Origin of the sequence: Shimia sp. SK013 (assembly GCF_001292625.1) — a bacterium.
In the GTDB taxonomy this organism is placed as follows: Bacteria; Pseudomonadota; Alphaproteobacteria; order Rhodobacterales; family Rhodobacteraceae; genus Shimia.
Map to the genome: position 1 here is coordinate 318,151 of NZ_LAJH01000021.1, position 13,351 is coordinate 331,501.

A 13,351-nucleotide genomic window follows, 5' to 3' on the forward strand; every position below is an offset into this window, starting at 1 on the left:
CACATGAAGAAGTTTGTCGCTGCGGCCGCGGGTGGCATTGTTGCCGGTCTGCTGGTCACGACACAGGTGGCAGGCCCCCTGCTGGCGCAAGAAAATGATCGTAAAGCCAACGTGTATCAACAGTTGGATCTGTTCGGCGATATTTTTGAACGCATTCGCGTGCAATATGTCGAAGACGTCGACGAAGGTGATCTGATCGAAGCAGCCATCAACGGCATGTTGACGTCGCTTGACCCGCACAGTTCTTATTTGTCGCCTGATGATGCCGAAGATATGCGCGTCCAGACGCGCGGAGAATTTGGCGGGCTTGGCATTGAGGTCACCCAAGAAGAGGGCTTTGTCAAAGTTGTCTCCCCGATTGATGACACCCCTGCGGATGCCGCAGGCATCGAAGCGGGCGATTTCATCACCCATGTGGATGGCGAAAGCGTTCTGGGTCTGAACCTCGATCAGGCGGTAGAAATGATGCGCGGCCCTGTTGGCAGCGAAATTGTGATCACTGTGGTGCGTGAAGGCGAAACCGAACCGTTTGACGTGACCATCGTGCGTGACACCATCAAACTGACCGCTGTGCGCACCCGCACTGTCGGCGACAGCGTGGTTCTGCGGGTCACCACATTCAACGACCAGACCACGCCAAACCTTGAGACCGGTTTTGCCAAACAAGTCGAAGAACTGGGCGGCATGGACAATGTGAACGGCATCGTTCTGGATCTGCGCAACAACCCGGGTGGTTTGCTGACCCAAGCGATCAAAGTGTCCGACAGCTTCCTTGAAAAAGGTGAGATCGTGTCGACCCGTGGCCGCAATCCGCAGGATGGCGAGCGTTACAACGCCGAACCGGGCGATCTGGCGGCGGGCAAACCGATTGTTGTTCTGATCAATGGCGGGTCGGCCTCAGCCTCCGAAATTGTTGCCGGTGCGCTACAGGATCACCGCCGCGCGATCGTTGTGGGCACCAAGAGCTTTGGCAAAGGGTCTGTTCAAACTGTGATGCCGTTGCGGGGCGAAGGCGCGATGCGTCTGACCACAGCGCGGTATTACACGCCGTCGGGCCGTTCTATTCAGGCGCTGGGCGTGAGCCCGGACATCGTCGTAGAACAGCCGCGCCGCAAGGCCGCCTCCGAGGAGGAAGAAGAAACCAGCCGCCGCTTTAATGGCGAAGCGGACCTGCGCGGCAGCTTGAACAACGACAGCCTGACCGACGACGAGGTGCGCCAGATCGAAGAAGACCGCGCCAAAGCCGAAGACGCCGCGAAACTGCGGGAAGAGGATTACCAGTTGGCGTATGCACTGGATATCCTCAAAGGTCTGTCGGCATTGGGTTCAAAAGAGTAACCCCAAGCCAAACCCAGCCAAAAGGGCGTCCTTTTCGGGCGCCCTTTCTATATTGGCCTGCTGGGCTTTTTGTTCCCAAAATACCTCGGGGTGGCGCCTGCTTGCTGGCGCAGGGGCAGAGCCCCATATCCGTTCGTGGGGTGCACATTTAGCAGAAGTGGAGAGATTGCCACCTCGGGTTTGTGTCTCACGGAGAAATTTTCCGAGTGACAGACAGCTGCGCATCGCCGCCATCCAACTCATTGGCTCCGCGGCGTAGCGAACGGCCCAGAGCCGTGTGTTTGGGAGTTCCGGAATGAAAGCCCGTATTTGCCTGAATTCAGCCTAAGGTGGAATTTTCCGGAAGCCATGGCCAGACTATCGCCAGCTATGGATTCGATATTCGTGAGTTGGCGGTAACCGCCAGAGAAACGGCTGAGTCAGGCGCGTTTGATCGTTGGATAAAGGCAGTGCACAGTTTAGTACCAGTCCATTTTTCTGACCGCTATCAGGGCCGCTATCCACTGGCCACCTCGCTTCAATGCTGCGCGGCGGGTTCTCGTGTCGCTGGACCATCCCGGCTTTGGGCAAAGCTCGGAATTCGGCACAGTTGTGCCCAGGAGTCTGACTGGCCCTGACCGTGAACGCATGAATCGGGTGTAGCGATGCACTGGAGCGACGTAAATGTACAATCGGCGGCTTGGCATGGCCCCACAAATCCAATGCGGTCAATTGCGTCCAGCCCCTTGATTGGCTAGGACACGGGTATGCCACAAGGAGATCTGTCATGACGCCCGAAGACATTGCCAAGCTGCCGTACCGCCGCAACGTCGGCGTCATGCTTGTGAACGCAGATGGCCACGTGTTTGTCGGGCAACGGTTGGACAGCGAAGTGGCTGCTTGGCAGATGCCCCAAGGTGGCATCGACAAGGGCGAAACCCCTCGTGACGCCGCGCTGCGCGAACTGGAAGAAGAGACCGGCGTGTCGCCGGATCTGGTAACGGTCGAGGCCGAAAGCGCGGGTTGGGTCGCCTACGATTTGCCGCATGACATCGTGCCACGAATCTGGAAAGGGCGCTATCGCGGTCAGGAGCAAAAGTGGTTCCTGATGCGGTTTCATGGCAGTGATGAACAGGTGAACATCGCGGTTCAACACCCCGAATTCTCAGAATGGCGGTGGCTGGCCGTAGGGGACCTCGTTGCCAATATCGTACCGTTCAAACGCGCGGTTTATGAGCAAGTTTTGGCAAAGTTCTCAAACCTTTTGTAACGCGACACGGCGCCTGTGTCTTAGACTTGTCGGGCACAGAAAAGGTCCATGACAAGACGCCTCAGTGAAGGTAGAACCTAGCGCAACGGCCCCGTGGCTCAACTGGATAGAGCAGCCCCCTCCTAAGGGGCAGGTTGCAGGTTCGAATCCTGCCGGGGTCGCCAAAAACACCTATTGCCAAAACAACCAGAAGTTTGCGCAAAAGCAACCAATAGTGTGAGAAAAATTAGGGGTTTTTCCTGCGACAGTCTGATTTAATTAATAATTTTCAGTAACTTGCTCAGGTGCGAGCAACCTCAACGATTGTGGGCTTTCGCGAATACTTGCGAAGGCTCGTAGGGGCGATTTTGATTGATCGGGGGAAATGGGAACGGTCTGGGCGGCGCGCCTCTAGGTGCCGAGCCTTCGAGCACTGCGCGCATCTCGTAGAGTTCCATCACTTCGGCATAGCTGAGCCGGCGCACGCTTGCGCCTTGGCGCTGCACATGGGTGACGAGACCGTCGGCCTTCAGTTGCCGGATAGCTTCGCGCACGGGGGTGCGGCTGATGCCAAGACGGGCGGCGGGTTCGGTTTCCCGAAGGCGATCCCCAGGGGACAGCACGCCGTCGCGGATCTCGGACAGAACCGCGGCGTAAGCGGCGGTTCCGTGCAGGCCGTCGGTCGGGGGCGTGTCATCTTGCATGTCTCGGGCCGCATTGCTTCTTTGTATCCTAACGTATACAAGAGGATGCAATGACGTCAGGCCGCGCGAAAATGAGTCGTTTGCCATGACCAACACATTCTTGAGATCCAAAACGTTTACCGCCGGGGCCATGGGCGCTGGCCTTTTTTGGGTACTTGGACTGCCGCTGCCGTTTCTGTTCGGGCCGATGAGTGCCTGCCTTTTGCTGGCGTTGTCGGGTCACAATCTATCGGGGTTTGGGCAGGTGTCTGTCGCGGCACGCACAATCCTTGGCGTTGCCGTCGGCACATCGTTGACTCCGGAAGTGGTGGCGACGTTGCCGCAGATGGCAGGCTCGCTTGCGTTGATTCCGGTTTATGTGGTGTTGATTGCTGCAATCGGAGTGCCGTTTTTCCGGCGTGTTGGAAAATTCGACCCTGTGACATCGTATTACGCAGCGATGCCAGGCGGGTTGCAGGACATGATTTTGTTCGGACAAGAGGCCGGTGGCAGCGCGCGGGTCTTGTCATTGATACATGCAACCCGCGTTCTGGTGATCGTAACACTGGCGCCGGCGATTCTGACGGGGTTTTACGGCGCAAGTCTGAGTAATCCGATTGGCCAGCCTGCATCAGAGATACCGTTGGGCGAAATGGGTCTGATGGTTGTCGCGGCTTTGGTGGGCTGGAAGGGTGGCGAGAAAATCGGGCTTTTCGGCGCGTCCATTCTGGGGCCAATGATTGTGTCTGCAGCGCTGACGATGGCAGGTTTGTTGCATTCGCGCCCGCCTGCAGAAGCGATCCTAACGGCGCAGTTTTTCATCGGGATCGGGATTGGCGTGCATTATGTCGGGGTCACGCTGCGTGAATTGCGCCAGATCGTTGCGGCGGGGCTGGCGTTCATGGTGGTGCTGGCCGCTTTGGCTGCAGGGTTTGCTGAGGCCGTGACGCTGTTGGGATTGGCCCCGCCGATGGAGGCGTTTCTGGCATTTGCCCCTGGCGGGCAAGCCGAGATGACGATCTTGTCGATTATTGTCGGAGCGGATTTAGGATTTGTCATAGCGCACCATTTGACGCGCATTGTGGTGGTCATTTTGGGGGCGCCGATAGTGGCGCGGTTGCTGGGCAAAAAGCCGCCTGACGGTTGATCCGGTTTTCCGCGCTTTTGGGATAGGTGTGCGGCGTGTTGTCGCAGAGGTGGATGCCAGCATGTTTTACCGGCAAAATGCGACGGAAATTCAGCCTCAAAAACGCCCGCGAGCCCCTCTCGAACCGTTGTTTAATGTGCGTTTTTGCCTCTCGCGGCAAAGCCTCCGTTCGGAACAGAAAGCCAATTTTTTAGTTTTCGTAACTGCATGCAAAGCTTGGAGGTTTCTGCTAAGGTGTCGCCTGAGTATGGTTTTGATTTTTATTTTTGATTGGTTATGAGTTCGCTCAAGTGAGCTTCTGTACCAGATGTTTAGGTGACTGAAATGTCGATTGACCCCCGTTTTCGTAATATCGTTTTTGGCGGCTCCTCCCCACAAGATTATCTAAAGGACTATGCCGAATCCCTGAGCAACGGATTGCGCGCAGTGGACGGTGACGCGCTTGCGTCGGCGATCGCGGCGATCCAGACGTGCGCCGAGAATGGCGGCACTTTGTATCTGGCTGGCAACGGCGGGTCTGCCGCTATCTGTGATCACTTGGTGTGCGACTTTGTCAAAGGCACATACCACGAAGACCACCCAACGGTTCTGACTGTTTCGATGACGGAAAACGTCGCGCTTTACACCGCCGTGGCAAACGATTTTGGCTTTGAGGGCGTGTTTGCCTTTCAAGTGAAAGCCCGCATGAAGCCACAGGATGTTTTGCTGGCGGTGTCGTCCTCGGGGACCTCGCAAAACATCGTGCAAGCGATAAGGGCCGCCAAGGATATTGGTGCGACCACGATTGGCCTGTCCGGGTTCAGTGGCGGTGGCCTTAATACCGACAGTGACATTTCACTGCATGTGCCCTTTGATAACTATGGCGTTGTCGAAGATGCGCATTCAGCGCTACTGCACGTGATGGTACAACAAATTTCCAACGCTCGGGACGGGCGGGACTAAATCGGGGCTTGGGGGCCACGGTCAATGCACACAACTGAGAAACACCCTATCGCCGTAGCGCTATTGCTCGGCGGTAAAGGCACGCGCCTTGGTCTGGAAGGAATTCCAAAGCCAATGGTCGAAGTGCTTGGCACGCCGTTGCTTGAACACCACGTTGTTCAATTGCGCGAACAGGGGTTCACCAATCTTGTTTTCCTGACCGGATATCAAAGCAACGTCATTGAGGCCCATTTTGGCGATGGGTCCGAGTGGGGCGTGCAGATCAGCTATAGCGTCGAAGCAGAGCCGTTGGGCACAGCGCGAGCCACCCGTGCTGCGCTTCCGATGTTGGGCAATGAATTTGTGCTGCTTTACGGCGATGTGGTCTGCGATGTGGATATTGCGCGGTTTGTCGACCAGGCGCGCGAAAATGGCGGTCATGGCACGCTGGTTGTGCATCCTAACGATCATCCCCACGACAGTGATTTGGTGGTGACCGATCCTGACAGCCCGCGCATCGCGGCCTTCCTTAACAAGCCGCATGCCGAAGACCTGCGCACCCGCAATCTGGTCAATGCCGGGCTGTATTACCTAAAGCCGGAAATTTTTGAGGCCATCCCCGAAGGCGAAGAGCTGTTTGACTGGGGGCGGGACGTGTTTCCAAAGGCTGTCGAGGATGGCTACGAACTTTATGCTTACCGGTCAGCGGAATACATGAAGGACATTGGCACGCCTGCGCGCCTTCAAAAAGCACAGCGCCACATCCTTAGCGGCAGCGTGGCGGCGCGGTCCATGCGCAATCCGCAACGGGCGGTCTTTTTGGATCGTGACGGTGTCATCAACCGTGAAATCAACGGTGTTCACAAGCCGGATGATTTGCAGGTACTGCCTGCGGTCGGAAGCACGATTGCCAGCATCAACCAATCACCTTTTTTGACGATCGGGATCACCAACCAGCCGGATCTGGCCAAAGGGTTCTTTGGGTTTGAAGACCTCGACGCCGTACACGCGGAGATGGATCGCCAATTGGTCGAGGATCATGCATTTTTGGATGACTTGCTGTTTTGCCCACACCATCCAGAGACCGGATTTGACGGAGAAGTGGCCGCGCTTAAGCGGGTCTGCACATGTCGCAAGCCCGCGCCTGGGATGCTGATAAATGCGGCGCAGCGCTACAATATTGATCTTTCGCGGTCGTATATGGTCGGTGATCGCCTGAGTGACCTTGTGGCCGCCGAGGCAGCGGGTGCAATACCTGTTCTGGTGCACCGCAATGGAGAGAAGGACTTACCAAAGGATGCGCGCGTTGCTCATCCTGCCAAGCATGTGGCAATTGACCTCGCTGCGGCGTGGGAGTGGATTAAAGAGGACATGGGTTAATGATTGTCGTACGCACGCCATTTCGGATCAGCTTTGTCGGCGGTGGGACCGACCTTCCATATTTCTTTGAGAAATACGGTGGATGTGTCTTGTCGATGGCCTTCCAGAAATACTCCTATCTGTCCTTGCACAAGGGCTTTCACGACCGTCAGTCCGACATCAAATACTCCCGCACCGAGACCGTGAAATCCATCGACGAGATCCAGCACCCGATCATCCGCGAGGTGTTTGGCATGTACGATATCAACGGTGTGGATTTCGCCAGCGCCGCCGATATTCCGTCTGGCACCGGCTTGGCCTCGTCGTCTGCGTTCACCTGTGGCTTGCTGCGGTTGTGTGACGCTTACACCGGTCGCACCCGCTCGCAACTCGACATTGCCGAAGCGGCCTGCGACGTGGAAATCAATCGTTTGGGCGAACCCATTGGCAAACAGGACCAATATGGTTGCGCGCTTCCGGGTCTGAAAAAGATTGAATTTGCAACCGATGGCAAGGTCACGGCATCGCCCGTATTGTTGGATGACAAAGCCGGATCGCGGGTGCAGGACAGCCTGTTGATGGTTTATTGTGGCGGCAGCCGGTCTGCCTCCAAAATGCTCACCGAGCAGCAAAAACATGTCACAAGCTCTGAACAGCTGAATGCGAACCTGCAGGAAATGGCGCAGCAGGCGCGTGATCTGACCAAGGTTATTGCAACCGATCCTGATGTTCTGGGCGAATACCTGCGCGATGGTTGGGAGCGCAAAAAACGCTTGTCTCCGCACGTGTCCAACGCCGAGATTGATGCGCTTTATGACCGCGCTTTGGCGGCTGGCGCGCGCGGCGGGAAACTGCTGGGGGCTGGCGGCGCCGGCTTCCTTTTGCTACACGCGCCGGGTAACCGTGATGCGGTGCGTGAAGCTCTGGCCGGTGAAAAAGTCGATACAGTAAAAATGGATATGGCCGGCACAACGGTGATCTATAACGATCAGGACGCTTTGGACGTAGCATGAGCTCACAAATAGTCATCTTGGGGTATCACCGCAGCGGCACCTCGGCTCTGTCTCAGAACTGTCAGGCCGCGGGCCTGTTCCTTGGTGACACGTTGCTGGGCGCCAAGCCTTCCAACCCGTTTGGCCACTTTGAGGACAAGGATTTTTTCCAAGTTAACGAGGCCATTCTGAGCACAAACCTTGCGCGATGGGACATGTCCCATGATTTGGCGCCGGTGATCCGCCCCGAGATACGGCAAGCTGCGATGGAACTGGTGTCGCGCCGCAACGCGCAGCACGAACTGTGGGGCTTTAAAGACCCCCGTACCTGTATCCTGTTGGATTTCTGGCATTCGCTGCTGCCGGACCCGAAGTACCTTGTGTGTCTGCGCCACTATACCACTTGCGTGGATTCCGTCGTGCGACGGCATGTGCTGGATATCTATTCCCGCCAACAACTGGGGCTTGATCAAAGTGTTGCCCAGTATCCGCTGGATTATAACGGAGTCTGCGCCAATTGGTGTGTCTACATGGCCAACCTTTTGGCTTTTCTGGAAACCCGCGACGCCGACAGAATGGTTGTGCGGATTGACAAAATGCCCAAGGAAATCTCGATCATTGCGGAAATGAACGACGCGTTTGGGGTGGATCTGGACCCAATTCCGCTCAGCAAGACGTTTAGATCCGAGGTCTTTCAGGGCAAGGAAATTGACGATCTGCCGCTTGATCCGGCCGTAAAAGAAACCGCCGATAAACTGTGGGCCCGTCTGGACACCCACATTTCGCTGCAATAACCGACAAAGGTGCCGTGATGACGAAACCCGATGACGCCGATCCAAAGCCGGGCAAAACGGTCCTATCAGAAGTGGTCACTTTGCCGGTGTTTCCAGCTGTGGATCCGGTAAGCCGCCTTCAGGCGATTGCCCTTGCAGGCAAGTTGCCGGTCAAGCTGCAGTTCAAGGAAGGGACAAAGACGGTCAAGCGCGACGTAAAGTCCTTTGATTTTCCGTTGGCTGATTTGATCGAAGGTCTCAAGATCAAGATGTTCAAAGAGAAGATTACGGATCAAACGGTGTACGGCATTTTGTTTGAGGATCGCCTTCAGAAGCACCTGTCAAAACAGCTTCTTAGCGGTGCCCAACTTGATAAATTGATCGAAGCGCTCAAGGCTAAGGCGTTTGAAAATAACGTCGAAGATAAGGCGATCTTCAATCAGCTGTTTGATGAGTCGAGCCAAAAAGGCTTGGCGGGAATACACCTCGGAGCAAGCGATCTTGATGAGCTTATCGAAGCGATCAAGATCAAGATGTTTGACGATGGTGTGTCGGATCAGGACGTCTTTGACACGTTGTTTGAGGACAGGCTGCAGCCGCATCTGTCAAACAAGTTTTTCCAGAACATGAAATTTGATGACGTTCTTGAGATGCTCAAGATCAAGATGTTTGACGAGAAAGTCGATGATGAGGACGTGTTCGCACGCCTGTTTGAAGGCCGGCTCTCGAAAAGTTGGACGAGCAAGAAGTTAACATCGGCAAAGTCGATAGCGCGTGCCGTGGCCCGCAAGAACCGAAACTAGTCGGAGCGCCCCATGTCTTGTGTGTTCATTGGTTCAGATGCAGTTGTAAGCAAGTTGTTCCAGCCTGACGTCAGGCCGGTTGATTGGCACGAACCTGCCTCTTTCCAAAAGGCATTGCGGTTTGCGACCCGTTTGGTTGTGGCTGGGCTTCGTGGTTTGTCGGATCGTGATTTTCTGACGATCAACCAGCTGCCGACGGTTTTTGTGCTGACATCAGGGATCGATCTGACACACTTGATTATGCACATTCAGGACGGCCGATTGTGCCTGACGCCGTGGGACCGGATTGTCTGTTTGGGTGACGTAGACACGCATTTCTATCGCGCCCCATGGATCGAATTTTTTGGGGGTGGGCTAACGCTTGACCCCGGGTTGTTCCATTCCCTCGAAAACAAACCGTGGGGATCGCTTCCTGCACCGTCGGGGTTTGACAAGATTTCCAAACCGACACTGGTGAAATTTGCGATCAAAATGCGCGCTGCCAACACCTTTCCGTTTTCGCCGGTGGTGGCGAGTGGTGAGAACGCACAGTGTCTGATCGATTGCTGTTTTGATGTGACCGATGTTGTGGTTTCCGGCGCCGAGAAGATGCCGCCGGATGCCTTGATTGCCGCGCCCGAAGAGATCGAGGCGTCGCTAAGCGCCAATCCACAAGCCACACTTTTGGTGTGCCCTGCCATCGTGAACGGCGACATGTCGATGGAACTAATCCATCGTCGGGTGGCCTTGGCGGCCCGTCGGCCTGTGAACCTTTTGAATGTGAATGCCATTGGCACCCTGCCGGATCAGTCTGTTCTGGCCGGGCTGACCTATGAGCTTGGATGACCGTTATGAAATGCTTTATCGTTTGCAATATGTTTCCGGCGCTGGTGTCAAATGTGGTGCGCGCTCCGGGTTTGCGCGCAGAGCAACTTGCCTTTCAGGCGCGGCCTCATTTTGATCAGGTTCAGTATCTTATGCTGCGGTCGCGCTACGATCTTTTGTGTCGTGGCCCACAAGTCACGAGCAACCTGACGGCGCACCGTGACTTTCTGGTGATTGACGACGTTCGGGTAAAGGATTTCCTCAACCGGCAGCCACCTTCGGTTTTTGTATTCTCGCAGCCTGAAATGGCCGGCATGTTGTCCCCGGCAATCAAACGCCACAGCGTTGTTTATGACATTCTTGCCCCGAAAGAGCTTGAGCTGCGCAGCGGTAAGGCCGACGCCACCCAGATCGCGACCGCCAAGCGTCGCCACCAGACATTTTTGACTTTTGCCGACAGGGTTTTGGTAAACGGTGAGAAAAACCGTCTATTGTTCGAAGACGATCTGGCGGGCCAAAAAGAGGTTGTGACAAATCCCTTCTGCCCGCTGATACCGCATTCTGACAGCCCCGAGCCGCCAAAGCGTGATCATATCCTGTTTTTCTCCAGCGCGCAGAAATGGACACAGAACACGCCGTTTCTGGACGCTATGGCCGAGCTCATGGCAACCAAAAGCGATGTCAAAGCTGTCTTGATGTCACCGCTAAAACACCATGAAGATCCGGAAAGCCTGGCGATTTCGCAACTGATTCAGATGCCCAACGTGCGCCGGATCAAGTCGCTTTCTTATCCTGCGCATGTCTCCCTTTTGCAGCGCTGCGCCGGAGTCATGGATTGGTCAATCGTAAATGGTGAAAGAGTCAATTCGACATCGACCCGCCTGATACAGGCGGTGGGCAGCGGCGCGGCGATATTTGGCAACGCTGGCACCGGACTTGATGCGTTTTGGAATGGGTATCCAGGAGCCACGTCACAGGACGCGCCAGACACGGCAAAGCTGGAAGCCTTTATTGACTGTGCACTAAAGGGTACATTTGCCCCTGATTTAAAACGTGCAGAAATTTGGAATCGCGAACTTCTTGAGAACCCAACCGTATTTGGAGGCCTGTAGTAATGATGAGAATGGTATTTTTTGTGCCCACGGACAGACCCGTGGGAGGTGTCGCCAAAGTGCTGGATTATGCTGTGCACGCTGCGCGCCAAGATCTGGAAGTTGTGTTTTGCTGCAACGACCTGTACTTTGAAAACCTGTCCAGTGCGCTGTTTAAAAAGCCTTATTTCCAAAAATATGGCAGCAATATCCGGATATGTGACAGTGCGACGCTGGACCCCAAAGACACCGACGTTCTGTTTTTCACACTCCCGTCGAGCCACGAGCGTCTGAGCACGCTGTATGCCGCAGCCGGGTGCCGCAACATGCCGTATATCCATTTGTTGCAGAACGTGCGCCTGTCCAACACCGCGTTTGACAATGGCTATTCCTACCGGCTGTTGCCAAAACCGTTGCACCGGATTTGCATCACTCAGGAAGTGGTTAATTCCGTTGCGCCGTTTGTCGATCACCCTAATGACATGGAGTTGATCCCACACGGGTTCGATTTTGAGGCGTTCAATTGCGCGCCGCGACAAGACGACCCGATCATGATCAATTTCAACACGTTTAAGGGCGACTTGGGGCGCGAAATTGTTCGTCCCTTCAACCAGGATCCGCGGGTAAAGAAGGTTCGGGTGTCTTCGACTGGCATCAGCTGGAACAAACTGCAAAACAACTATAAGAAATCGAGTTTGTTTTTGGGGACTCCGTTGCCGGAAGAAGGTTTGTATCTGCCCGGTCTGGAAGCAATGGCCGCGGGTCAACTGGTGATCACGCCGGACGCTTTCGGCAACCGCTTCTACTGTGATTTTTCAGAAAACTGCGCGTTGGTTCCGTGGGGCGACATTGCCGCGTATCAGGAGCAAATCGAGTGGGCGATCGAGAATTGGACCGGCGCGGCTTTTGAGATGCGCAAAAAGGCCCACTCCAAGGCCTCAGGGTTGGGGCTGGAAACGGAATGCGCCCGCTTCGCTGAAAGCCTTAAGGCACGGTACGTCGATAGCGGAATGGCCCTTGAATATGCGTGATGTCGTCGGATAAGGGTCTGGTTGATCTCAATTTTTGCACTAGAGTGGCCCCGACATGGCATCTAAGCGACATCTTTTCTTGCATTGCGGGTATCCGCGAACAGGCACCACCAGCTTTCAAAGCATCCTTGATTTAAACCGCGAGGAGCTTGCGCAAAGCGGCTATTGTGTGCCGCCCACAGTAGGGTTTCGACACCGCCACCTGCAAGCGGGTGTGCAACTTTCTCTGACCGCCAATGTGCAAAACCTGATCAAGCTGCCCGAAGGCTGTGACCCCGAAACGCATTTGGAAAATTGGCTGACTGGCGTTGTGGCTGACGCGCCGGAATTTGATCGGTTCATCATGTCGGAAGAGACGCTTGCCAAAGCCGACTTTGGCAAGATCGAAGGGTTTGAGGCCCAACTTAGGAAGCACTTTGAGCACATAACCATCCTGATCTGTTTCCGCCCGCACGGGTCTTATCTGCGCAGCGACTACTCCAATCGGGTTCGGGCCAGCTACTTTTCCAAACCCTTCAAAGCGTATGCCGTCGGCCAAAGCGCGCAGCCGTTTATGTCTTACTCTTATGTTTTGTCGAAATTCATGGACGTCTTCGGTGCTGAAAGCGTCAAGGCAGTTGAGTATAATTCAAAAGGCGACAACAGCTCACACAGCCAGCTTTTTCACGCTATGGGCCTGGACCTAGCCCAACTAAAGAAACCGGAAGACGCGCTTAACAAATCGCTCGGTCCGCAATCTATTGAACTCAAACGCCGGCTGAACCGCCGCCTGGAGGTCAGCCTTTCTGAAATGGGTCTTCAAGCTCAGGGCAGTTTTCATGACGCGTTGATGAGCAACATAGAAGACGCGATGCTGCGCACGCGCAAGATCGGGGTGCAGGCCGACGAGCAACCGTTTGGTGTGCCTCCGCGTCTGGAAGATCAATGGGATGCGGATTGGGATCGCTTGACCGGTCCCGAGTTCTCCACGCAGTTCAAGCTTTAATAAGCCGCCGAACCGCGCCAGACTTGGAAAGGCGTTGGGCAAGCCTCGGCAAAAGCGTTTGGGTCTGTGGGCACGCGCGCGTCTTGGGGCGGATGCGGGTGGCAAGACCTCGCAGGATATTGTACTTTTGGCGCGGCTTTCGTGAAACTGCGGAAGGCGACCACAGACTGACCGGGCGGCATTTTGCGCCGTTGAT

Annotated in this window: 13 protein-coding genes and 1 tRNA gene; 13 read left to right on the plus strand and 1 reads right to left on the minus strand. The window is 55.3% G+C overall.

What is annotated here, in order from left to right:
• Positions 1-3 precede the first annotated feature (3 nt).
• From SHIM_RS17365 to SHIM_RS17375, 3 genes are all read left to right on the plus strand, one after another.
• Complete coding sequence (locus tag SHIM_RS17365; protein WP_054003919.1) at positions 4-1,338, plus strand: S41 family peptidase; 1,335 nt, start codon at positions 4-6, stop codon at positions 1,336-1,338.
• A 766-nt stretch (positions 1,339-2,104) separates the two neighbouring features.
• Positions 2,105-2,587: an RNA pyrophosphohydrolase gene (locus SHIM_RS17370; protein ID WP_054003920.1), complete on the plus strand. Its 483-nt coding sequence runs from the start codon at positions 2,105-2,107 to the stop codon at positions 2,585-2,587.
• Positions 2,588-2,674: 87 nt separating this feature from the next.
• Positions 2,675-2,751: transfer RNA gene (locus SHIM_RS17375), tRNA-Arg, on the plus strand.
• A gap of 132 nt (positions 2,752-2,883) precedes the next feature.
• Here the strand turns inward: SHIM_RS17375 and SHIM_RS17380 are convergent.
• Positions 2,884-3,321: a GntR family transcriptional regulator gene (locus SHIM_RS17380; protein ID WP_241488915.1), complete on the minus strand. Its 438-nt coding sequence runs from the start codon at positions 3,319-3,321 to the stop codon at positions 2,884-2,886.
• 34 nt (positions 3,322-3,355) lie between these two features.
• Here SHIM_RS17380 and SHIM_RS17385 point away from each other — a divergent pair, with 34 nt between their 5' ends.
• The 10 genes from SHIM_RS17385 to SHIM_RS17430 all read left to right on the plus strand — a co-directional run bounded on the left by SHIM_RS17385 (position 3,356) and on the right by SHIM_RS17430 (position 13,155).
• On the plus strand, positions 3,356-4,396 hold the full coding sequence (locus SHIM_RS17385) for an AbrB family transcriptional regulator (protein WP_054003922.1): 1,041 nt from the start codon (positions 3,356-3,358) through the stop codon (positions 4,394-4,396).
• 324 nt (positions 4,397-4,720) lie between these two features.
• Positions 4,721-5,338 carry a D-sedoheptulose-7-phosphate isomerase gene (locus tag SHIM_RS17390; protein ID WP_054003923.1) on the plus strand — a complete coding sequence of 206 codons (618 nt, stop codon included), beginning with the start codon at positions 4,721-4,723 and terminating at the stop codon, positions 5,336-5,338.
• A 24-nt stretch (positions 5,339-5,362) separates the two neighbouring features.
• A complete protein-coding gene (locus SHIM_RS17395) occupies positions 5,363-6,697 on the plus strand; it encodes an HAD-IIIA family hydrolase (protein ID WP_054003924.1) in 1,335 nt (444 codons plus the stop codon).
• Positions 6,697-7,689 (plus strand): GHMP family kinase ATP-binding protein, encoded by a 993-nt coding sequence (locus tag SHIM_RS17400; protein WP_054003925.1) that lies wholly within the window; start codon positions 6,697-6,699, stop codon positions 7,687-7,689. The genes SHIM_RS17395 and SHIM_RS17400 overlap by 1 nt, the downstream gene beginning before the upstream one ends.
• A complete protein-coding gene (locus SHIM_RS17405) occupies positions 7,686-8,462 on the plus strand; it encodes a sulfotransferase (RefSeq protein WP_054003926.1) in 777 nt (258 codons plus the stop codon). Before SHIM_RS17400 ends, SHIM_RS17405 begins: the two co-directional genes overlap by 4 nt.
• Before the next feature lie 17 nt (positions 8,463-8,479).
• Positions 8,480-9,244 (plus strand): hypothetical protein, encoded by a 765-nt coding sequence (locus tag SHIM_RS17410; protein WP_054003927.1) that lies wholly within the window; start codon positions 8,480-8,482, stop codon positions 9,242-9,244.
• Positions 9,245-9,256: 12 nt separating this feature from the next.
• Positions 9,257-10,069 carry a hypothetical protein gene (locus SHIM_RS17415; RefSeq protein WP_054003928.1) on the plus strand — a complete coding sequence of 271 codons (813 nt, stop codon included), beginning with the start codon at positions 9,257-9,259 and terminating at the stop codon, positions 10,067-10,069.
• Positions 10,066-11,160 carry a hypothetical protein gene (locus SHIM_RS17420; protein WP_054003929.1) on the plus strand — a complete coding sequence of 365 codons (1,095 nt, stop codon included), beginning with the start codon at positions 10,066-10,068 and terminating at the stop codon, positions 11,158-11,160. The genes SHIM_RS17415 and SHIM_RS17420 overlap by 4 nt, the downstream gene beginning before the upstream one ends.
• A 2-nt stretch (positions 11,161-11,162) precedes the next feature.
• Positions 11,163-12,170: a glycosyltransferase gene (locus tag SHIM_RS17425; RefSeq protein WP_054003930.1), complete on the plus strand. Its 1,008-nt coding sequence runs from the start codon at positions 11,163-11,165 to the stop codon at positions 12,168-12,170.
• A 55-nt stretch (positions 12,171-12,225) separates the two neighbouring features.
• Positions 12,226-13,155 carry a hypothetical protein gene (locus tag SHIM_RS17430; RefSeq protein ID WP_054003931.1) on the plus strand — a complete coding sequence of 310 codons (930 nt, stop codon included), beginning with the start codon at positions 12,226-12,228 and terminating at the stop codon, positions 13,153-13,155.
• The last annotated feature ends 196 nt before the right edge of the window (positions 13,156-13,351 follow it).